The sequence below is a fragment of the Pseudokordiimonas caeni genome (assembly GCF_026719705.1).
Taxonomy (GTDB): domain Bacteria; phylum Pseudomonadota; class Alphaproteobacteria; order Sphingomonadales; family Kordiimonadaceae; genus Gimibacter; species Gimibacter caeni.
In genome coordinates, this window is record NZ_JAPPRR010000001.1 from 1,890,154 (window position 1) to 1,910,459 (window position 20,306).

Consider the following 20,306-nt stretch of genomic DNA (forward strand, 5'->3'; position numbering starts at 1 on the left):
GCAATCCGGAATATCTAGCGGATCACGCGCCGAAGACGCGGCGGAAGATCGTGTCCACATGCTTGGTGTGATAGTCCATGTTGAAAAGCTCCTCGAGCTCGGCAACAGGGACTTTCGCGGTGACGGTTTCGTCTTCCTTCAGAAGATCAAGAAGGTGGACGGCACCTTTCGATTCCCAGACTTTCATGGCGTTGCGCTGCACGAGGCGGTAGCTGTCCTCGCGGCTCACACCGGCTTGCGTCAGTGCGAGCAGCACGCGCTGGCTGTTCGGCAGGCCGCCGAGCTTGTTCATGTTATCGAGCATGTTTTCGGGATAGACGACGAGGTTGTCCATCACGTTCGTCAGACGCGCCAGCGAGAAATCGAGGGCGACGGTGGCGTCGGGGCCGATGTTGCGCTCGACGGACGAGTGGCTGATATCGCGCTCGTGCCAGAGCGCGACGTTTTCCATCGCCGGGATGGCGAAGGCGCGGATGAGGCGGGCTTGGCCCGTCAGGTTTTCAGTGAGGATCGGGTTGCGTTTGTGCGGCATGGCCGACGAGCCCTTCTGGCCGGCCGAGAAATATTCCTCGGCTTCCAGAACCTCGGTGCGCTGCAGATGACGCACTTCTACCGACAGCCGCTCGATGCACGAAGCCACAACCGCGAGTGTGGCGAAATACATGGCATGGCGGTCACGCGGGATCACCTGCGTCGACACCGGCTCGGGCTTCAGGCCAAGCGCCTCGGCCACATGCTCTTCCACGCGCGGATCAATGTTGGCGAAGGTGCCGACAGCGCCCGAGATCGCACAGGTCGCGACTTCCTCGCGGGCGTTGATCATACGGGTGCGGCAACGATCGAACTCGGCATAGGCCTGCGCGAGCTTGAGGCCGAAGGTCACGGGCTCGGCATGAATGCCGTGGCTGCGGCCGATGCAGATCGTGTCCTTGTGCTCGTATGCACGGCGCTTCAGCACAACGAGAAGCTTGTCGAGGTCTTCGATGATAAGGTCAGCGGCGCGAACGAGCTGAATATTGAAGCAGGTGTCGAGCACGTCCGACGAGGTCATGCCCTGATGCACGAAGCGGGCTTCGTCGCCCACATGTTCGGCAAGGTTCGTGAGAAAAGCGATCACGTCGTGCTTCACTTCGCGCTCGATCTCGTCGATGCGGTCGATTTCCCACGCACCGCGCTCCCACACGGCCTTGGCAGCAGAAGCGGGAATGACACCGAGCTTCGCCTGCGCGTCGCACGCATGGGCCTCGATCTCGAACCAGATACGGAAGCGGGCCTCCGGTTCCCAGATTGCAGCCATTTGCGGGCGGGTATAGCGCGGGATCATCGGCGGGCTCCTTCACAGATTTCAGGCGGGGAAAGCGTTTCGCCGCGTGCGATACCAGAAACCGGGCCATTCGGCAAGGCTGCCGCTTGACAGGCGCGCCCTGCGGTCCGAGCATGCCGCCTGCAGATTTAAGGAGACATCGATGCGCCGTTCATTGCTTGCCGCCCTTCTCGCCTTCTCGAGCATCGCCCAGGCTGACGATTATCTGATCGAAAAGGCGAATGTGCTGATCTCCCCCATCGAGGCCGCACCCGAGGGCACCAAGGTGCTCATCAAAAACGACAGGATCGTCGCTGTAGGCCCCAACATTGCCGTTCCTGCTGGCGTCCGCCGGATCGATGGCAGCGGCAAATGGCTGATGCCGGGGCTGACGGAGATGCATGCCCACCTGCCGCGCGGCGGTGCGGAAGAAACCGAAACGCAGGAAACGCTGTTCCTGTATCTCGCCGGCGGCGTCACCACGGTACGTGGCATGCTCGGCGCCCCCGAACAGTTCAATGTACGCGACGCCATCAAGCGCGGCGATATTGCCGGCCCTACCTTCTATCTCGCAGCCCCGAGCCTGAACGGTGACAGCGTACGCAGCGCTGATGAAGGCCGCGAAAAGGTGGCAGCCTATGCCGACGAGGGCTGGGACCTTCTGAAAATCCATCCGGGGCTCAGCCTTGCCGAATATCAGGCGGTCGCCGAGGCGGCGAAAGAGAAAGGCATCCGTCTTGGCGGCCATGTGCCACAGGATGTGGGTATCCTGAACGCGCTGGCGGCCGGGCAGTCCTCCATTGACCATATGGACGGTTATATCTTCTGGCTCGGCGGGCAAGACCACGTGCTGACCGACGATGAACTCGCAGAGGCCGTGAAGGTGACGCTACAATCCGGCACCGTGATTGTGCCGACGCAGGCGCTGTTCAACCTCTTGCGCTCCGGCGGTGACAAGGAAGCCCTGCTGGCACGCCCCGAAAACCGCTATATGCGACCCGATCTAGTGAAAGCATGGGGCGCGACCGTTGACCAGATCGCGCTTGCCGCCAACGCCCAGATCGCCCCGAACCGCGACCGGCTCCTCAAGGCCTTTGCGGACGGCGGGGTGAAGATCGCGCTTGGCTCCGATGCGCCGCAAATCTTCTCTGTCCCCGGCTTTTCGATCGTGCGGGAGATTGAGGCCATGCGACATGCGGGCATGACAGATGCGCAAATTCTGGAAGCAGCACTTACCGTGCCTGCCGCCTATTTCAAGGATCAGGATTGCTTCGGCGTGGTGAAAGCAACCTGCCGGGCTGACCTCATCCTTGTGGACGTCGACCCGCGCAGCGACGCCATGGCGATGACCCGGCTTTCGGGCGTGATGGCAGCCGGGCGCTGGTACAGCCGCGAACGGATCGACAGCGAACTCGCCCTCATCGCCGAGCGCCACGCTAGCGAGTAAGCGCTTCCAGCACCGCCCGGCATTGGCCCAAGCTGAATTGCAGATTCATGGCTTCATGGATATGCACGAAGCCACCCCATTCATGCTCGTCGGAAAGCTGGATTTTCGCCTTGGCCGACTTGTTTTCGAAATCGCTCCTGAAAACGATGAAAAGCCGGTTGCCGTTCACATGGTGCGTCTTCACCCATGAGGTCACCATCTCGATGGGGCCGAGCTTGAGGCCGGTTTCTTCCATAACCTCGCGGCACAGGGCTTCCTCGATCGTTTCCCCCGCATCCACCTTGCCGCCGGGCAGGTCGTGGGCCCCACCGGTTTTCTTCAAGACCAGCACCCGCCGGTCGGAAGACACGATCACCGCCTTCACGGTGACCGGCAGGCGCGCTGCCATCAGATGCGGGAAGCGTCGGCCCAGCTGGCGAACCACAAGCGACTTCAGCACCATCAGATCAGCCCCTCGGACTTGAAGCTGGTGTGACCTTTTAGGCCAATGATCAGGTGATCATGCACCGCGATGCCAAGCTTGCTGCAGGCATCCGACACTTCCTTCGTCATGGCGATATCGGCACGCGAAGGCGTCGTGTCGCCCGACGGGTGATTGTGGACAAGGATCAGCGCGGATGCGCCAAGCTCCAGCGCCCGCCGCACCACCTCGCGCGGGTAGACCGGCGTCTGGTCCACGGTGCCCTCGCCTTGCACCTCGTCCGCGACGAGCACATTCTTGCGGTCAAGGAACAGCACGCGGAAACGTTCCCGCGTGTCATCGGCCATATCGAGCCGCAGATAATCGAGAAGCGCCTGCCAGTTTGACAGCACCGGTCGGGCTGTCACCTGTTCCTTCGCCATATGAAGGGCCGCCGCCTTCACAGTCAGGAGCGTCGCGGCCATTGCATCGGAAAGGCCCGCCGCACGCAAGGCACCAGCATCAGCGGCAAGCAGGCGACCGAGCGAGCCGAAACGGGTGATCAGGCCTTTCGCCATCGGCTTCACATCGCGGCGCGGGATTGCCAGAAACAGCAGAAGTTCAAGGAGTTCATAGTCAGCTACCCCGTCCGGACCTGCCTTCAGGAACCGCTCGCGCAGGCGCTGGCGGTGCCCGGCGGTATGATCCTTGACAGGCGTTTCGGGGAAGAGCTGATCCGTCATGAAACCTCAGAGCGCATAGGGCGGCTGAAACAGCCCTTTCGGGGAAAGCGTGAAAATTTCGTAGCCATCCTCGGTGACGGCAAGCGTGTGTTCAAACTGGGCCGACAGGCTCTTGTCACGCGTCACTGCCGTCCAGCCATCGTTCAGCACCTTGCAGTCCGGTCGGCCGGCGTTCACCATCGGCTCGATCGTGAAGAACATGCCGGGCTTCAGTTCCGGCCCCTGTCCCGGCTTGCCATAATGCACAACGCTGGGCTCATCATGGAAAACCCGGCCGATGCCGTGGCCGCAGAAATCACGAACGACCGAGAAACGGTTGGCTTCCACATGAGACTGGATCGCATGGCCGATATCGCCGAGCGTGGCGCCGGGCTTCACAGCCTCGATGCCTTTCCACATGGCCTCGAAGGTCACCTTCACCAGCCGTTCGGCCAGCACCTTGGGCTTGCCGACGAAATACATGCGGCTGGTGTCGCCGTACCAGCCATCAAGGATCACAGTGATATCGATATTCACGATATCGCCGTCCTTCAGGATCTTCTCGCCCGGAATGCCGTGGCAGATCACATGGTTGACCGACGTACAGATGGATTTCGGGAAGCCCTTGTAATTCAGGGGCGCCGGGATGGCGTTATGCTCGATGATGAAATCATGGCAAAGCTGATTGAGCGTCTCGGTCGTCACGCCCGGCACCACATGCGGCGTGATGAAATCCAGTACCTCGGCCGCCAGCTTGCCTGCCGCGCGCATGCCCGGGAAGGCATCGGGGCCATGGAGCTTGATGGCGCCGGTGCGGGATTCAGGGCTTTCGATGGCGTCGATATAGGTCATGGCGTGTCTTTACTTTCAACCGGCGGCGGGGGCCTCGAGCCCTTCTGCCTGCAAATATAGGGGAAGTGCGCCACCAAGCGCAATCGCATCGGGCGATAGATGGCAGGCCCGGACAAGGATTTCAACGCCGGCGTGATGCGCCTCGCTGAGCGCCGCTGCATATTTGGGGTCGATTTCCCACGCCGGACGGAAAGCCGAGCAGTCGCCCCGCTGCACCAGAAACAGCATCACGGCGCGCTCGCCCGCGGCCGCAACCGCCATCAGTTCGTGCAGGTGTTTGGTGCCGCGTGCGGTGACCGAGTCCGGGAACCGGGCTTCATCGCCTACGCGCAGCGATACATTCTTGATCTCGACATAGGCAGGCGGGCGGCCTTCGCCTTCCAGAAGAAGGTCGATCCGGCTCGCTTCGCCATAGGGCACCTCGCGCCGGATATTGTCGTATCCTGCAAGCTCAGGAATCAGCCCTGCCCCGATGGCCATTTCCGCCAGCCGGTTCGGATGCGCTGTATTGATGCCAACCAGATAGCCGTCCACCTCGATCATCTCCCACCGCCAGGCGAGCTTCGCCTTCGGGTTTTTGTTCGGTGAAAGATAGACCTTTGAGCCCGACTTGTTGCAGCCGAGCATCGATCCCGGATTGGCGCAGTGGGCAACCACCATCTCGCCGTCCGGCATCTCGATATCGGCCAGAAAGCGCTTGTAACGCCGCACAAGGCGGGCTTCCAGAAGGGGCGGATCGAAGCGGATCATGCGCGGGAGCCTAAAAAGGCCGGGCAAGCGATGCAAGGGGATAGTTGCCAAACAGCAACATAGGCCGAAAACCGTATGGGTTGCCGGGCGCTGTCGATCATTTTTCTATCGCGGATAGCGCAGGACTGTGACATTTCGGTTACGGATTTCGAGAAACCAGAGTCCGCATCGTCCGCCCGCACCCATCTGAGGCAGGATGATGACCTTAACCCTTCAGTGGAGGAAACCCATGCAATCCAACTGGCTGAAACGCGCCGGCATCCTTTCGCTTGGCACGTCGCTCACCGCCATTGCCTCGACTGCGGCTCTCGCTGCAGACGAAGCTGCCGGCTTTGAAGAGATCGTCGTAACGGCGCAAAAACGCGAACAATCGATCCAGGATGTTCCGATCTCGATCTCGACCCTCAGCGGCGAAAAAGTCAGCCAATTCTCGGAAGGCGGCGCTGACATCAAGTTCCTGGCCGCACGCATTCCGGGCGTAAACGCCGAATCGTCCAACGGCCGTGTGGCTCCGCGCTTCTATATCCGCGGCCTCGGCAACTCCGACTTCGACCTTGCTGCCTCGCAGCCGGTTTCGATCGTCATGGACGATGTCGTGATGGAAAACGTGGTCCTGAAAAGCTTCCCGCTTTTCGATATCGAGCGCGTTGAAGTCCTTCGCGGGCCGCAGGGCACCCTCTTCGGTCGCAACACTCCCGCCGGCATCATCAAATTCGACACCGTGAAGCCGAGCCAGGAAACTGAAGGCTATGTGAAAGCAAGCGTCGGCACGCTTGGCACCGGCGTCTTCGAAGGCGCCGTCGGCGGTGCACTTTCGGACGTTCTGTCGGCTCGCGTTTCGGCGCTTTGGACCCGTCAGGACGACTGGATCGACAACGGCTTCACCGGTGAAGACAGTGCAATGGGCGGCATGGACGACATGGCCGGCCGTATCCAGCTGCTCTATACCCCGAACGAAAGCATCCGCGCCCTGTTCAACCTGCATGGCCGCACCTATGACGGCACCGCAGCGCTGTTCCGCGACCATATCTTCAAGCCGGGCACCAACGACCTGAACGACAATTTCGATTGGAACACGGTCTATTACAACGACACCCACAACAACCCGCAAGAGTATGATTCGTGGGGCAGCTCGTTCAACCTGGCGATCGATCTGAACGACACCTACACGATCACCTCGATCACCGCCTACGAAACCGCTGACGGCCGCAGCCTCGGCGACATCGACGGCGGTAACGGCCCGGCTGCTTCGACCACGCAGGACGCCATCGATGACCTCGAGCAGGTCACCGAAGAACTGCGCATTTCCGGTCAGGCCACCGAGAAGCTGTTCGTGCAGGCTGGTCTCTACTATTTCGACAGCGACTTCACGATCATCACCTCGCCCTTCTTCATCCCCTCGTCTTCGGTTCGTCACACGAACGAAACCTGGGCTCTGTTCGGCCAGGCTGCCTATGACGTGAGCGAAGCCACGACCGTTACCGTCGGCGCCCGCTACACCGAAGATGACAAGACCCTGCACGGCGAGTTTGCCCTCGGCACCGTGTTCGACACCGACCTTTCGGGTGAGAAATTCACCTGGGACGTTGCTGTGAACCACACCGTGAACGATGACCTCAGCGTCTTCGCCAAGGTTGCGACCGGCTTCCGCGCCCCGACCATTCAGGGCCGTGACATCGCCTTCTTCGGCGTGCCGACCGTTGCCAAGGAAGAGACCGTAATCTCCTACGAAGCCGGCTTCAAAGCCACGCTTCTTGATGGTCTGATGCGCTGGAACGGTGCCGCTTACTACTGGGACGTTGATGGCCTGCAAGTGACCGCCGTTGGTGGCGCTGGCAACAACATCTCGCTCCTCAACGCCGAGAAAGTTATCGGCTACGGCGTCGAGACCGATCTTGAAGTGATCCTCAGCGACAACCTGACGCTGACCGGCGGCTTCGCCTGGACCCCGACGAAGATTAAAGACGACAATCTTCTCATCGGCGTTTGCACGGGCTGCCTGACGATCACCGATCCGATCGTGACCACCGCAGCCGGCACTGCTGCCCGCGTTGACGGCAACCCGCTCCCGAACGCGTCGAAATATACGCTGAACGTGGCGCTGGACTATGCCCAGCCGCTGGACAACGGCCGTGAAGTCTTCTTCTCGACCGATTGGGCCTTCCAGGGGAAAACTAACTTCTTCCTCTTCGAAGCTGCTGAAGCTTACACCAAGAACACCTTTGAAGGTGGCTTCCGTGCTGGCCTGCGCTGGAACGACGGTCAGCATGAAGTGGCTATCTTCGGCCGCAACATCACCAACGAAGCCAACGTCAAGGGCATCGTGGCCTTCAACGCCGGCGCTGACATCCAGTCGGCCTTCGTTGGTGAGCCCCGCGTTGTCGGCGTAGCCTTCACCTCGAAGTTCTAAGCGACAGACTATTGAACAAATGAAAAGCCCGGGCGGAAACGCCCGGGCTTTTTGCTTTTTATCGAAGAACTAAGAAATCAGACGAGACGGATCGAATGGCCACCATCCACCGGCAGGGCCACGCCGGTCACGTAGCTCGCCCCGTCGCCCGCCAGCATCAGGAAGGGCGCACGCAGCTCGGAAAGCTCGCCGTGACGCTTCGGCGGCGACTTCTGCACCATCGCCTTGCCAATATCGCTTTCAAGATAGGTGTCGTTGATTTCCGTCTTGAAATAACCGGGACAGATGGCGTTGACGCGGATACCGAAACGGAACAGCTCGGTCGCCAGCGCTTTGGTCATCTGCACCACCGCCGCTTTCGAGGTCGCATAGGCGAACTGCTGCGGTGCCACGCCAAGGCCGAGGATCGAGGCGGTGTTGATGATCGAGCCGCCGGTTTTGGCTTCCACCATCCGGCGCGCCCCTTCCCGGGCCACGCGCCACGCACCCTTGAGATTCGTGTTCATCACGAAATCCCAATCTTCCTCGTCATGTTCCAGCGCCCATTTGGGGCAGGCCACTCCGGCATTGTTGGCCACAATGGTGACCGTGCCGAAAGCTTCCTCGGCGGCATCGAAGGCGGCAGCCACGCTTTTGCCGTCCGTCACATCCATCGCAACAGCGAGCGTCTTGTGGCCGGTTTCAGCGGCGATCTTGTCAGCGAGCGCCTGGATGCGTTCGGTACGGCGCGCTGCCAGCACCACATGGGCACCGGCAAGCGCCGCCGTATGGGCAAGCTCGGCGCCGATCCCCGACGACGCGCCGGAAACCAGCACCGTCTTGCCTTGCAAGCTGAAGAGTCCGTCCAGAAGCGTCGTCATAGGGACCAGTCCTTTCTTGTCAGTTACTGAAGGCGGGGATGCCGGTGATGGCACGGCCAAGGATCAGCGCATGCACATCATGGGTGCCTTCATAGGTATTCACGGCTTCAAGGTTCATCGCATGGCGGATGACATGGAATTCATCCGATACGCCGTTGCCGCCGTGCATGTCGCGGGAAATACGGGCGATCTCCAGTGCCTTGCCGCAGTTGTTGCGCTTGATCAGCGAAATCATTTCAGGTGCGAAACGATCTTCATCGATCAGGCGGCCGACGCGCAACGCAGCCTGCAGGCCAAGCGCGATATCGGTTTCCATCTGGGCGAGTTTCAGCTGCGGGATCTGGTTTGCAGCGAGCGGACGGCCGAACTGCTTGCGGTCCAGCTGATACTGGCGGGCAGCGGCGAAGCAATATTCAGCAGCACCCATCGCACCCCAGGCAATGCCGAAACGGGCACGGTTGAGGCAACCGAAGGGCCCGCCAAGGCCATCAGCGTTCGGCAGCAGGTTCTCTTCCGGCACGAACACATTGTCCATGACGATTTCGCCGGTGACCGAAGCGCGCAGAGAGAATTTGCCTTCGATCTTCGGGGTCGACAGGCCTTCCATGCCGCGCTCGAGGATGAAGCCCTTGATACGGCCATCAAGCTTGGCCCACACAACCATCACATCGGCGATCGGGCTGTTGGTGATCCACATCTTGTTGCCGGTCAGCTTGTAACCGCCATCGACGACGACAGCGCGGCTGGCCATGCCACCGGCGTCCGAGCCATGGTCGGGCTCAGTGAGACCGAAGCAGCCGACGAGCTCGCCCGACGCCATCTTCGGCAGATATTTCATGCGCTGCTCTTCCGAGCCGTAAGCATAGATCGGGAACATGGCGAGCGAGCTTTGCACCGACATGGCGCTACGGTAGCCGCTGTCCACCCGTTCGATCTCGCGCGCGACAAGGCCGTAAGACACATAATTGGTACCGGCGCAGCCGTATTTTTCGGGGATCGTCATGCCAAGGAGGCCAAGCTCGCCCAGTTCGCGGATGATTTCGCGGTCGAACTTCTCATGGCGGTTGGCTTCAAGGATACCCGGCATCAGGCGGTCCTGCGCATAGCCACGGGCCGTATCGCGGATCATCCGCTCTTCTTCGGTCAGCTGGCCATCGAGATCAAAGGGGTCTTCCCAATTGAAGGGCACGATCCCCTTCTTGTAATTCATCGACATGGTTTCATTCTCTTTGGGGCGCCGGGCCGGGGATGGCCATGCATGCGCCGGGACAAGTCATTCTGGAAGCGCGACGATAGCCTGCCCTATTTGGCCGGACAACACCCAATCGGAAACTGCCCGGATAGCGAACAGGCATCGGGCACAAGCTAGAACCAACCGGCCTTCCTGAGCCACACAACTAGCGCCACCCCGCACGCCATCAGGCCACCGGTCACCCACCAGAAGGCGAAGCCGTCTTCTGCCCCCGGCATACCGCCGACATTGATGCCCAGAAGCCCGGTCACGAAGCTCAGCGGCAGGAAAATCGCCGCGACCACGGAAAGCCGGTACATGTTGCGGTTCAGTTCGTCCTGAGTTGCTGCCATCAGGGCTTCACGCTGGATCTGCAACCGTTCGCCAAGGGCTTCAAGCTCATCCAGCATCCGGGCAATGCGTTCGCCTGCCTCGCTGAAACCCAGTCGGTTGGTGTGGTTGAGCCACGGGAAGCCTTCGGCCACCAGTTCATCGATCGCCAGCCGCATGGCACCGAGATGCCGGCGATAATGCAGGCCAAGGCGGCGCAGGCGCGCGATCAGTTCGCGGATTTCCTCGCCTTCTGCTTCCTCGTCGATCAGGTCTTCAAGGTCGTTGGCATCGCTCTGGAGACCCGCAATCATCAGAGAGATGCTCTCGGTCGCCGACAGGCAAAGGGCAGCCAGCAGATCCCCCGCCTTCTTGGGGCCGCGGCCAAGCTCCAGCCGTTCCTGCACCCGGCGCACCGCCTTGATCGGCACCCGTTCGTAGGTCAGCACGCTTTTGCCATCGGTCCAGACGCGCAGCGAGACGACCTCGCCGGGTTCGGCGCCGGGGTTGAGGTTTGGCACCTTCAGGATCAGCAGCGCTTCATCGCCCAGGGCTTCGAAACGGGCGCGGGTTTCCTTTGATCGCATGGGCTCAAGGAGCGCGGATTCGAGTGTGTGCGCGGCACGCGGCTCTGCCTCGCCCTGCGGTTCCCAGTTCAGGCTGCCATGTTCCCAGAGCGCGCCTTCCCCCACCTCGCACGGCTGCGCGGTGGCGCCGCCCTTGCCATCCAAAGCCAGGCGGAAAAGCAGCGTCGCTTCGCCCGAGACCATATCCATGCGGCTCCTCCCTTTCCGGACCGACAGGCTGCAAGCCTGCCCCAAGCGGGCGAAAGGTGCAATGGCGATGGGATGTTATCTCAGACGCGCTCGATGAGCAGCGCGATCCCCTGCCCCACCCCGATGCACATGGTGGCAATACCGTAGCGCCCGCCGCGCCGCTCGAGTTCGCGGGTCAGCGTCAGCGCGAGGCGTGCGCCGCTCATGCCCAGCGGGTGGCCGAGCGCGATGGCACCACCGTTCGGGTTCACATGATCCGCATCGTCCGGCAGGCCAAGCCCGCGGGTAACAGCAAGACCCTGCGCCGCGAAGGCCTCGTTCAGTTCGATCACATCGATATCGCCGATCTTGAGGCCCGTACGAGCCAACAACCGCTCGGTGGCGGGGAGCGGCCCGATCCCCATCAGGCGCGGTGCCACACCGATTGTGGTGCCCGCCACAATGCGGGCGCGCGGGGTGAGGCCGTGGCGTTTGGCTGCCTCGTCGGAGGCGACCACGAGCGCTGCGGCCCCATCGTTGACGCCCGAGGCATTGCCCGCCGTTACCGTGCCGCCCTCGCGGAAGGGGGTCGGCAATTTGGCGAGGCTTTCAAGTGTCGTATCCGCACGGGGATGTTCGTCCGCTTCCAGTGTGCGCACTTCCTTGCGCGAAACACGGACTTCCACGGGCATGATCTCACCCTTGAAGAACCCGTCCGCTGCCGCCTTGGCTGCACGCTGCTGCGAGCGCAGCGCGAAGGCATCCTGATCGGCGCGAGCAATATTGTAGGCCTCGGCTACATTCTCGGCAGTCTCTGGCATAGAGTCGGTGCCGAAACGCTTATCCATCAACGGGTTGACAAAGCGCCAGCCGATGGTCGTGTCATAAATCCGCGCGTCGCGGGAATAGGCACTTTCAGCCTTTGGCATCACGAAGGGTGCGCGCGACATGCTTTCCACCCCGCCCGCAAGGATGAGGTCAGCGTCGCCCGCCTTGATGGCACGCCCGGCCATCGCCACGGCATCAAGCCCCGATCCGCACAGGCGGTTGACCGTCACGCCGCCGACACTTTCCGGGAGGCCAGCGAGGAGAGATGCCATCCGGGCCACGTTCCGGTTGTCCTCGCCCGCCTGGTTGGCACAGCCGAGGATCACGTCGTCGATCAGCGATGGATCAAGCGACGGATGCCGCCTCACGAGCTCGGCGAGCGGCAGGGCAGCCAGGTCATCAGCCCTCACGGGCGCCAGCGCGCCGCCGAAGCGGCCAATCGGGGTGCGGATGCCATCGCAGATCCAGGCATTAGCCATCGGAAGTCTCCTCTCCTGTTGCCCTGATTTATCGGGCCTTCGGCGCCTCAGCGCAACGCTTTCGCACAAAGCTTCGCATTGCGCACAGTAATTTCAGGCACACGCGTTTCCCTGCATGACAAGCACGAAAAGGTCGTTATAAGCTATTGAAATGACCGATGTTGACCGCCGCCTGCGCATTGCTGTCCGCTCCTTTGTGGACATTTACCGCGAAATCGAACGGGCCGCCCGTGTAGGGCGGATGACGATCCCGCAGTACAAGCTTTTGCTGTACTTGCGCGCCGGCCCGCAGCGCGCTGGTGAACTGGCCGCCCTTGCCGCCGTCAAGAAGCCGACAATCACCCCGATTGTAGCAACCCTTGAAGACCGTGGCTGGGTAGCGCGCGAGGCAGACCCCGATGACCGCCGCTCAAGCCGCCTGATGATGACGGACGAAGGACGCGTCGCCATGAATGCCTTCGAAAGCGAACTGGCCGAGGTGCTGGACACGCTCCTGCCGGAAGGCAGCAAGGAACATTTCTACGAGATGTTCGATATCCTCAACACCGCGCTTTATTCGAGCGTCGAGGAGCGGCTGCGCTATTTCGAATTCGAATAGCCAACAAAAAAGGCGGCCCCGAAGGACCGCCTTTCGCCCGAGATCAAACCCGATCAGAAGCTGAGTTTTTCATACCGCGCCAGATGATGGTCGATGGAGCCGAAAAGCCCCTCAAGGATCGTTGCGCGCTTGAAATAATGGCCAACCGCCAGTTCATCCGTCATGCCCATGCCGCCATGGATCTGGATGGCATTCTCGCCGACGAATTTGCAGGCACGCCCGACCTTGGCTTTGGCAAGCGACACCGCAGCTGCACGGGCTTTAGCATCCTCGCCGAGCTTCAGGGTCGCCATCAGGGTCATTGAAACGGCCTGCTCGACTTCCATGAACATGTCGACCATGCGGTGCTGCAGCACCTGGAAATCGGCAATCGCACGGCCGAACTGCTTGCGTTCCTTGGCATATTGCATCGTCTGCGCATGCAGCTGGTGCAGGCAGCCGACCGCTTCGGCGCAGGCCGCAACGGTCGCTTCATCCACCACAAGCTCGATGTCGGCAAGGCCGTCTTCGGCGGTGAGGCGCGCATCTGCACCAACCGACACGCCATCGAACTGCACTTCGGCCGCCATACCACCATCAACGGTGGGGTAGGACCGCATGCTGATGCCGTCAGCCCCGGCTTCCACAAGGAAGGCGGCGACACCCGTCGCGGTTTTCGCTGTCACCACAAAATGCGTGGCCCAAGGGGCGCCGGCGACGACCGATTTCTGGCCGCTGATCGTGTAGCCACTGCCCGAGGCTTTGGCTTCGGTTTTCACAGCCGAGAGATCATACCGGCCGGTCGGCTCGGCATAGGCAAAGGCGACGATGGCCTCGCCCGAGATGATCTTTTCGATCATGCCTTCGGCCGCCGGGCTTTTCGACCGTTTCAGGAAGCCACCCGCCACCACAACGGTGGAAAGATAGGGCTCCACGGCCAGCGCCTTGCCGAACTCTTCCATGATCAGCATGTTTTCAAGCGCGCCGCCGCCAAGGCCGCCCTGCTCTTCCGAGAAGGCGGCACCAAGGATGCCAAGCTCTTCGGCAAGTGCGGTCCATACAGCCGGATCGCGACCGGCGTCAGAGCCGGTCATCTTGCGGCGGGCTTCGAAATCATAGGCATCGGCGAAATAGCGCGACAGGGTGTTCCTGAGAAGGGTCTGTTCTTCGGTATATTCGAAATTCATGGTTCTTCTTCCGTCCCTTAGAGCCCGAGGACCATCTTGGCGATGATGTTGCGCTGGATCTCGTTCGATCCGCCATAAATGCTGGTTTTGCGCATGTTGAAATAGCGGGGTGCCGCCTGATGCGCATAATCCGGCCCGATCGGATAGATATTGTCGCCGTCCTCCGGGAAGCCACGGAAGTAAGGCGCGCCGTAATGGCCGACAGCCTCGAGCACCAGTTCGGTGATGCGCTGCTGCACTTCGGTGCCCTTGATCTTCAGGAGGCTCGATTCCGGCCCCGGCCCCTTGCCGGCCTGTTCGTTCGCGAGAACGCGCAGCTCGGTATATTCAAGGGCGGTGAGGTCCATTTCCAGTTCGGCAATCTTGCGGCGGAAGAAGGGATCCTCGATGAGCGGGCGGTCGTTTGCCTGCTCGGTCTTGGCGATCTGCTTCAGCTTCTCGATACCGCGCTTGGAGCGCGCCACACCGGCGATCCCGGTACGTTCGTGCGCCAGCAGGAACTTGGCGCAGGTCCAGCCCTTGTTTTCGTGGAAGATGCGGTTTTCGACCGGCACTTTCACATTATCAAGGAAGACCTCGTTCACTTCATGCTCGCCGCCGAGCGTAATGATCGGCCGCACGGTGATGCCCGGCGACTTCATGTCGATCAGCAGGAAGGAGATGCCCTCCTGCATCTTGGCGTCCGGATCCGTCCGCACAAGGAAGAAGCCCCAGTCGGCATGCTGGGCAAGCGTCGTCCAGGTTTTCTGTCCATTGACGATATAATGGTCACCCTGACGCTCGGCCTTGGTGCGAAGCGATGCGAGGTCCGACCCGGCACCCGGCTCCGAATAGCCCTGACACCACCAGTCTTCGCCCGAAAGGATGCGCGGCAGGAAGCGCGCCTTCTGCTCCGGCGTGCCGAAGGTATAGATCACGGGCCCGACCATGTTGATGCCGAAAGGCAGGATCATCATCGTATCGGCCTTCGCGCATTCTTCGGCGAAGATATAACGCTCGACCGTCGACCAGCCGGGGCCGCCATATTCTTTCGGCCAGCCCGGCGCCACCCAGCCCTTTTTGGCAAGGATGCGATGCCAGGCCAGATAATCCTCTTTGCCGAGCTCTTCGCTGTCGGCCATTTTGGATTTCAGGTCTTCGGGATAATTTTCCGCGATGAAGGCACGGACCTCTTCCCGGAACGCGATCTGCTCCGGCGTGAAATCGAGATTCATGATCGTCCTCTCCCCATGGTGCGCCTCGGGCCAGCCGCCACACACCATCTCAATTAGTTAGTGATCCTAACCAGATTGCCACACTCGGCGCGCACGGGCAATCCCGCATCAAACCGAACGGTCTTAAAATTGGCCTTGGCCCCATATCCCCATCCGTGCCAGTGTGATAGCCGGGCCGGGCGGCGTCAAGAACCGACCGACCGGCCAGTCAGATGCTCAGGGAGGCAGCATCCAGTGCCTGAAAAAAGCCCGACATTCCGGCGCGATTTCGCGCTTCTTTTCACTGTGCTTCTCGTGGTCGCGGCAGGGAACACAGCGCTGCAGTCCGTCTTACCCTCTATCGGGCGCCTGTTACATATCTCGGATGTGCTGATCGCCATCATCTTTTCCTTCTCCGCCCTTCTCTGGACCGTCGCTGCCCCCTTCTGGGCACGCCAGTCGGACCTCCGTGGCCGCAAGCGGCTGGTGCTGATCGGGCTTGGCGGCTATGTGGTTTCGATGACAGCCTGCGGCCTCGCGATCTTCGCGGGCATCGAAGGCTGGCTGCCGGCCCTTGCCGTTTTCCTGTTCTTCACCGTGGCGCGCGGTCTTTTCGGCCTATTCGGTTCGGCCTCCAACCCGGCGGCGCAAGCCTATGTGGCGGCGCGTACCTCGAAGGCTGAACGCACACAGGCGCTGGCCACACTCGGGTCCGCCTTCGGGCTGGGCACCGTGCTTGGCCCCGCCATGGCGCCCTTCCTGATCCTGCCGGTTGTCGGGCTTTCCGGCCCCATCTTTTCCTTCGCCGTGATCGCGCTTGTCACTGCCATCACCATCCTGAAGCTGCTGCCGAACGACACGGTCGTCCTGAAGGCCGGGGATGGCGGCGCGGCAGCGAGCCTGCCGAGCATCGGTGGCGGACCGACCGGCGCTTCTGCAGTGGCGGCGGACAAAGGTGCGAAGCACCGCCTTTCATGGCGGGACGAGCGCGTCATGCCCTTGATGATTTTCGGCTTCATGATGGGCAGCATGCAGGCGCTGACCGGCCAGACGCTCGGCTTTCTGATCATCGACCGCACGGGCCTTGGCCCCACTGAAGCCGCCCACCAGATCGGCATCGCGCTGATGGCGGGCGCTGTGGCCACGCTCTTTGCGCAGTGGGGCCTGATCCGCATGTTCCATATGACACCGCGCCAGCTGATGCGCTGGGGCGCGGCCATGGCCTTTGCGGGTACGCTTATCACCGCGCTGACGCCCGATTTTTACGGGATCGTTGTCGCCTTCGCGCTGACCTGCATGGGCTACGGTTTCGCGCGGCCGGGCTTCACGGCGGGTGCCTCGCTCGCGGTCGGAGAAGCCGACCAGGGGGCGGTTGCCGGCGCGGTGACGGCGGTGAACGGCTCCACCTTCATCCTTGCCCCGGCCATCGGCATCGGGCTTTACCAGATTGCCCAGCCCCTGCCCTTCCTTGCCGCCGCTGCCTGCCTTGCGGCCCTGTATGTCTATGCCTACAGGAACCGCGTGCTGGCGCAGGATTATGACGACGGCAAGGAGGAAGCCGCCTGATCAGGCAGCGCTGAAGCCCTTGCCTTCCTTCACGAGTCTTTCAAGGAGGGCCGACGGCTTGAAATCCTCGCCCATTGTGGTCTCGAACTCCTGCATGCGTTTCAGCACCTTGTCGAGGCCCACGAGTTCGCCCCAGAACATCGGGCCGCCGCGATAGACCGGCCAGCCGTAGCCGTTGATCCAGACGATATCGATGTCGGACGCTCGGTAGGCCTTGCCTTCCTCCAAAATCTTGGCGCCTTCATTGACCATGGGATACAGGCAGCGCTCGAGGATTTCCTCATCGCTGATGCTGCGGCGCTTGATGCCGGCCTTGGCGGAAAGGTCGAGGATGATCTTTTCCGTCACCGGGCTTGGGCTGCCGACGCGCTTCTCGTCATAATCATAGAAGCCTGCACCGGTTTTCTGGCCACGCCGGTCCATCTCGCACAGAAGGTCGCGGACGGTTTCACCCTTCGAGGTTTCCTTCGACCAGCCGATATCGAGACCGGCGAGATCGCCCATCTGGAACGGCCCCATCGGCATGCCGAAATCATAAAGCACACGGTCCACATCCCACGGCATCGCACCCTCGAGGATCAGCTTCTGTGCCTCGCGCTGGCGGGCTGCGAGCATGCGGTTACCGATGAAGCCGTGGCAGACGCCTGCCACCACACCGACCTTGCCAATGCGGCGGGCGAGATCGAGCGCCGTGACAAGCACATCAGGTGCCGTTTTCTCGGCCCGCACAATCTCCAGCAGCCGCATCACATTGGCGGGCGAGAAGAAATGGAGCCCCAGCACATCGCCCGGCCGTTTGGTGACCGAAGCGATCTCGTCCACATCCAGATAGGATGTGTTGGTGGCAAGGATCGCGCCGGGCTTGGCAAGCGCATCAAGCTTGGTGAAGACCTCCTTCTTGATGTCCATATTTTCAAACACTGCCTCAATGATGAGGTCGGCATCCGCCACCGACGTGAGTTCAAGGCTGCCGGTGAGACACCCCATGCGCTTTTCCACATCGTCCGCGCTGATACGGCCCTTGGCGGCGGTGTTTTCGTAATTCTTGCGAATGACGCCGAGCCCGCGCTGCAGCGCCTCGTCTTTCATTTCGATGATGGTGACCGGGATACCGACGTTCGCGAAATTCATCGCGATACCACCCCCCATGGTGCCTGCCCCGATGATGGCAACCTTGCCGATGCTGCGCGGCTTCACGTCAGCTTCAAGACCCGGGATCTTCGCGGCTTCGCGTTCCGAGAAGAAGACATACCGCTGGGCGGCCGACTGGCTGCCGGTCATCAGCTTCATGAAAGCATCGCGCTCGAACTTCATGCCCTCGTCGAACGGCAGGTTCACCGCGGCCTCGATACATTTGATATTGGCCTCGGGCGCCTCGAAGCCCCGGAACTTGCGGGCGTTCGCCTTGCGGAAGTCGTCAAAAAGACCGGGATTGGCACGGGCTTCGGCGAGCTTCTCGTCCATATCGCGGATCCGGCGGAGCGGCTTGCCTTCCGACACGGCCTTGCGCGCAAAGGCGATGGCCGCGGCTTCAAGCCCGCCCTCTTCCGCCAACTCGTCGACCAGCCCCATTGCGTGCGCCTTTTTCGCAGGCACATGGTCGCCGCCTGTGACCATCTTGAGGGCTGCGTCTGCCCCCACAAGGCGCGGCAGGCGCTGCGTGCCGCCGGCGCCAGGCAGAAGGCCAAGCTTCACTTCGGGCAAACCGCATTTGGCCGAAGGCACCGCCACCCGCCAATGACAGGCGAGCGCGACCTCAAGCCCGCCCCCGAGCGCGGTACCATGGATCGCCGCCACAACCGGTTTGCCGGCATTCTCGATCGCTTCTTCCACGTCGTGGAGGCTCGGCCCCTGCATCGGCTTGCCGAACTCGCGAATATCGGCACCAGCGATGAAAGTGCGGCCATCGCAGGCCAGCACAATGGCCGCGATATCACTGTTGGCGCTCGCCGCCTCGAATGCAGCCTTCAGCCCCGCGCGCACATCGGCAGACAGGGCATTCACCGGCGGATTATCGACCCGCACAACGGCCAGATCGTCCGCGGTTTCAAGCCTCACAGTACCGCTGAATTTGGTCACAAGCATGCTCACCTCCCTTGATCAGATGATTTCGCGGGGGATTGTAAGGGAGGCTAACCAAATTGACGATTCAATTTTCCGAAACGGCAGCCTCGGCCATGTCCGGCTGGCGCACGGGCAGGCCGACAGTCACGGTTGTGCCCTCCCCTTCGGCGGAATCGAGCCATACGGTGCCATTGTGGCGGCGGGCGATCTCGCGCACGATGGCGAGGCCAACGCCGTGCCCACCGGCAGTATCGGACCTGTCCCCACGCTGGAACATTTCGAACACATTGGGCAGCTTGTCGGCCGCGATGCCACGCCCGGTATCCGTCACATGGACGCTGATCCAGTCGCGGTCGCCTTTCGCCTGGATGTCGATGCGACCATGATCGGTATATTTCACCGCGTTCGACAGGATGTTTTCAAAGAGGCGCCACAGGAGCAGCTTGTCTCCAATTATCGTCAGCTTGCCTTCAGTCTTCAGATTGATGGCCAGCCCCTTGCGCCGGGCATCCAGCTCCAGTTCGTTGGCGATACTGCTGAACATTTCGTCCAGATCGAACTCGCTGAGCTCCAGCGCGATGGCGCCGGACTTCAGCCGCTGCACTTCCACAATCTGCCGCACCAGCGCGCTCAGCCGTTGGCCCGCGTCGCGGATGTCGCGCACATAGTCAAGATTGCGCCCGCCAAGCTTGTCGCCATGCACTTTCATTTCCAGCATTTCGGAAAAGCCGATGATCGCATTGAGCGGCGTCTTGAAATCGTGGCTGACATTGGCAAGCATCGCGTCGCGCGCTTCGATTTCGGCCTGCAGCTGTTCATTGAGGGCAGCGTGATCCAGCATCAGCTGTTCAAGCCGGGCCGTGCGGGCCTTCACGCGCTCCTCCAGTTCGTTGATCAACTGGTCCCGGTCGGCCTCTGCCTTTTCCTTCTCCCGGATCCCGGCCAGCAATTCCTCGTTCAGCTTCGCCATGCCGGCAACCGAAGGTACACCTGCGATATGCCGCTTGTTGGCAAGAAGGAACACCGCCGTGCCGAGCGAAACCGCAGCCGTCGCCGCCTTTAGCACGCCCTGCAGGGCATAGACCGGCTGCCACATGGTGATAATACCAAACACGTGGGTGATGCCGCAAAGGAGGATGAAAGCCGCAAAGAGCACCGCGACGGGCGCCGGCAGCAGGTCCGGCCGTTCACGGCGCACCATCAGTAGCACAAAAGGGATGATGAAATAGGCAAGCGCAATCGCAGCATCGGAGCCGACATGCAGATGGATGATCCTGTCATCCCAGATCAGGCAATAGCCATGGGGAGCAAAACCCGCATCCCCCACGAGCCACTCGTAGAGACTAGACATG

17 protein-coding genes are annotated in these 20,306 nt (G+C 61.6%); 4 read left to right on the forward strand and 13 right to left on the reverse strand.

The window, feature by feature from the left end:
• Positions 1-22: 22 nt before the first annotated feature.
• The gene (purB, locus tag OU694_RS08535; RefSeq protein ID WP_289503016.1) at positions 23-1,324 is read right to left on the reverse strand and encodes an adenylosuccinate lyase; all 1,302 of its coding nucleotides are present in this window, start codon (positions 1,322-1,324) and stop codon (positions 23-25) included.
• Between the two features lie 142 nt (positions 1,325-1,466).
• Here purB and OU694_RS08540 point away from each other — a divergent pair, with 142 nt between their 5' ends.
• Complete coding sequence (locus OU694_RS08540; RefSeq protein WP_308910560.1) at positions 1,467-2,750, forward strand: amidohydrolase family protein; 1,284 nt, start codon at positions 1,467-1,469, stop codon at positions 2,748-2,750.
• On the opposite strand, the gene OU694_RS08545 is transcribed toward OU694_RS08540, so the two are convergent.
• From OU694_RS08545 to sfsA, 4 genes are read right to left on the reverse strand one after another with little or no spacing between them, the layout of a single operon-like run.
• A complete protein-coding gene (locus OU694_RS08545; protein WP_308910561.1) occupies positions 2,740-3,192 on the reverse strand; it encodes an NUDIX domain-containing protein in 453 nt (150 codons plus the stop codon). The genes OU694_RS08540 and OU694_RS08545 overlap by 11 nt on opposite strands.
• Positions 3,192-3,893: a RadC family protein gene (radC, locus tag OU694_RS08550; RefSeq protein ID WP_308910562.1), complete on the reverse strand. Its 702-nt coding sequence runs from the start codon at positions 3,891-3,893 to the stop codon at positions 3,192-3,194. The genes OU694_RS08545 and radC overlap by 1 nt, the downstream gene beginning before the upstream one ends.
• Positions 3,894-3,899: 6 nt before the next feature.
• On the reverse strand, positions 3,900-4,724 hold the full coding sequence (gene map / locus OU694_RS08555; RefSeq protein ID WP_308910563.1) for a type I methionyl aminopeptidase: 825 nt from the start codon (positions 4,722-4,724) through the stop codon (positions 3,900-3,902).
• 15 nt (positions 4,725-4,739) lie between these two features.
• Positions 4,740-5,471 carry a DNA/RNA nuclease SfsA gene (gene sfsA / locus OU694_RS08560; protein ID WP_373460283.1) on the reverse strand — a complete coding sequence of 244 codons (732 nt, stop codon included), beginning with the start codon at positions 5,469-5,471 and terminating at the stop codon, positions 4,740-4,742.
• A 232-nt stretch (positions 5,472-5,703) separates the two neighbouring features.
• Between sfsA and OU694_RS08565 the strand changes: the two genes are divergently transcribed.
• Positions 5,704-7,884, forward strand: coding sequence for a TonB-dependent receptor (locus tag OU694_RS08565; RefSeq protein ID WP_308910565.1), 2,181 nt, complete (start codon positions 5,704-5,706; stop codon positions 7,882-7,884).
• A 77-nt stretch (positions 7,885-7,961) separates the two neighbouring features.
• Here the strand turns inward: OU694_RS08565 and OU694_RS08570 are convergent, their stop codons facing one another.
• The 4 genes from OU694_RS08570 to pcaF all read right to left on the reverse strand — a co-directional run bounded on the left by OU694_RS08570 (position 7,962) and on the right by pcaF (position 12,367).
• Entirely contained in the window at positions 7,962-8,744 is a 783-nt protein-coding gene (locus tag OU694_RS08570; RefSeq protein ID WP_308910566.1) for an SDR family NAD(P)-dependent oxidoreductase, read from the reverse strand.
• Positions 8,745-8,763: 19 nt separating this feature from the next.
• Positions 8,764-9,960, reverse strand: a complete 1,197-nt coding sequence (locus OU694_RS08575) for an acyl-CoA dehydrogenase (RefSeq protein ID WP_308910567.1) — start codon at positions 9,958-9,960, stop codon at positions 8,764-8,766.
• Between the two features lie 149 nt (positions 9,961-10,109).
• Entirely contained in the window at positions 10,110-11,081 is a 972-nt protein-coding gene (locus tag OU694_RS08580) for a CorA family divalent cation transporter (protein ID WP_308910568.1), read from the reverse strand.
• An 80-nt stretch (positions 11,082-11,161) separates the two neighbouring features.
• Complete coding sequence (gene pcaF, locus OU694_RS08585; protein ID WP_308910569.1) at positions 11,162-12,367, reverse strand: 3-oxoadipyl-CoA thiolase; 1,206 nt, start codon at positions 12,365-12,367, stop codon at positions 11,162-11,164.
• Between the two features lie 151 nt (positions 12,368-12,518).
• Between pcaF and OU694_RS08590 the strand changes: the two genes are divergently transcribed.
• Complete coding sequence (locus OU694_RS08590) at positions 12,519-12,965, forward strand: MarR family winged helix-turn-helix transcriptional regulator (protein ID WP_308910570.1); 447 nt, start codon at positions 12,519-12,521, stop codon at positions 12,963-12,965.
• Positions 12,966-13,018: 53 nt separating this feature from the next.
• On the opposite strand, the gene OU694_RS08595 is transcribed toward OU694_RS08590, so the two are convergent.
• Entirely contained in the window at positions 13,019-14,131 is a 1,113-nt protein-coding gene (locus tag OU694_RS08595; protein ID WP_308910571.1) for an acyl-CoA dehydrogenase family protein, read from the reverse strand.
• 17 nt (positions 14,132-14,148) lie between these two features.
• Positions 14,149-15,345, reverse strand: a complete 1,197-nt coding sequence (locus OU694_RS08600) for an acyl-CoA dehydrogenase family protein (protein ID WP_308910572.1) — start codon at positions 15,343-15,345, stop codon at positions 14,149-14,151.
• Between the two features lie 234 nt (positions 15,346-15,579).
• On the opposite strand from OU694_RS08600, the gene OU694_RS08605 reads away from it, so the two are divergent.
• The gene (locus OU694_RS08605) at positions 15,580-16,890 is read left to right on the forward strand and encodes an MFS transporter (protein ID WP_308910573.1); all 1,311 of its coding nucleotides are present in this window, start codon (positions 15,580-15,582) and stop codon (positions 16,888-16,890) included.
• Here OU694_RS08605 and OU694_RS08610 read toward each other — a convergent pair whose 3' ends face one another.
• Both OU694_RS08610 and OU694_RS08615 read right to left on the reverse strand, forming a co-directional pair.
• Positions 16,891-18,969, reverse strand: coding sequence for a 3-hydroxyacyl-CoA dehydrogenase NAD-binding domain-containing protein (locus OU694_RS08610; RefSeq protein ID WP_373460284.1), 2,079 nt, complete (start codon positions 18,967-18,969; stop codon positions 16,891-16,893).
• 70 nt (positions 18,970-19,039) lie between these two features.
• Positions 19,040-20,305 carry an ATP-binding protein gene (locus tag OU694_RS08615; RefSeq protein ID WP_308910575.1) on the reverse strand — a complete coding sequence of 422 codons (1,266 nt, stop codon included), beginning with the start codon at positions 20,303-20,305 and terminating at the stop codon, positions 19,040-19,042.
• Position 20,306: the final 1 nt, after the last annotated feature.